The sequence below is a fragment of the Microbacterium sp. H6 genome (assembly GCF_003314775.1).
In the GTDB taxonomy this organism is placed as follows: Bacteria; Actinomycetota; Actinomycetes; order Actinomycetales; family Microbacteriaceae; genus Microbacterium; species Microbacterium oxydans.
Window position 1 is genome coordinate 1 of sequence record NZ_QOAY01000238.1, and the last position, 1,227, is coordinate 1,227.

At 65.3% G+C, this 1,227-nt stretch carries 3 protein-coding genes; all 3 read right to left on the reverse strand.

Features of this window, described 5'->3' with window-relative positions:
- Nucleotides 1-345: 345 nt before the first annotated feature.
- Nucleotides 346-513, reverse strand: a complete 168-nt coding sequence (locus tag DSP71_RS22410; RefSeq protein WP_181800751.1) for a hypothetical protein — start codon at nt 511-513, stop codon at nt 346-348.
- Nucleotides 510-899: a hypothetical protein gene (locus tag DSP71_RS15240; RefSeq protein ID WP_113681504.1), complete on the reverse strand. Its 390-nt coding sequence runs from the start codon at nt 897-899 to the stop codon at nt 510-512. Before DSP71_RS15240 ends, DSP71_RS22410 begins: the two co-directional genes overlap by 4 nt.
- Nucleotides 892-1,227, reverse strand: a 336-nt coding sequence (locus tag DSP71_RS15245) for a hypothetical protein (RefSeq protein WP_220151128.1), incomplete at its 5' end; no start/stop codon positions are given. The genes DSP71_RS15245 and DSP71_RS15240, both read right to left, overlap by 8 nt.

The window sequence follows — 1,227 nt, forward strand, 5'->3', positions numbered from 1 at the left end:
GGCTCACGTGGGCCAGTTCAGAGCGACATCCCTGGGCCACTTCAGCTTGACATAGCCAGGCATGTCTGGTTCCTTTCACCCAAAGCAGGCCGTGCAGGCGCAGTGGGGGACGATGATGGGCCGACGCGTGCACGCCGGTGTGGGGGGTGTGTGGTGGCTGCCCTGGAATCGGGTTCGCGCACATGGGGCAGTCGGGATCAGTCGGTGCGATCGATGTCATAAATCCAGCCACTCAGCGTCGAGCGGAGCGCAGCGCACCACACGCAGACCTCCACGTGACATACGTCTGCGCCGCAACTGCACGACTCCCAGATGTGTTCATGCGTCTGTTCGGTCATCGTTTGGTCACCCATTGAGGATCCAGAGCCCATACACGAACCACCCACCAGCGAGGGCACCCGCGACCCCGGAGGACACGGCGGTGAATACCGCCCACGCTCGGGTGTCACGGAGGGGCACGAGGCGGATGGGTCTCGTGTCGGCACGCTCCACCGGGATGCTGTTCGAGGTCATGACTCGCTCCGAATATCGACTTCTGCCGGGAGAGCGGGCATCACGAGGCGGGCGCGCCCATGGTCGTCCCACACATCCCCGATGAACGTGGCTTCCTCGTCGACGGCAAACAGGTAGCGGCCGTTGACGAGGCCGACGATCGTGTACGGTGCGTGCCCTCCGGGATGGAACATCGAAACCGCGTAAGGCGGCTCGCCCACGTCGCCCATGAGCGCTTCGGCGTCGTCGATGAACGCCCACGCCCGCTTCACCGGATCACCCCACGTCGCAGGCCCACCGGGAAGGCCAATGGACAGCGCCTCGGCCAGCGTCCAGGTCTTCTCGTCGTGCCAGCACTCGTCGGCCATGTTGCTATCCCGGCACCCCGGGCAGACGTACTCAGACATCGCTCTGCCTCTCAATCTCGACATCTGCCGGGGGTGCCAGCTCGGTGCACTCGTCGCACTCCGACTCGCGCCCGTCAACGCGATCCACGAACCGCGCCCCGCGCTGATCCGGCTCCGAGTAGTGATCATGATGATTCGGCTCGTCACCGCACTGATAGGGCTTGATCGCAGTCGGGTCGACGCCGTAGTGCACGGCGCGTTCGTAGACGGTCTCGCCCGACTCATCCGAGAGCATCGACTCTGCCCACTCCCACGCCTCCTGTCCGACGAGACTTTGCGCGAGCGCGTCGGCGAGCAGTGCGACGTGGCGGGCGCCGATCATCCTGTC

Coding starts and splice junctions, on each gene's coding strand:
- DSP71_RS22410 (WP_181800751.1), bottom strand. CDS start 513: ATGACCTCGAACAGCATCCCGGTGGAGCGTGCCGACACGAGACCCATC.
- DSP71_RS15240 (WP_113681504.1), bottom strand. CDS start 899: ATGTCTGAGTACGTCTGCCCGGGGTGCCGGGATAGCAACATGGCCGAC.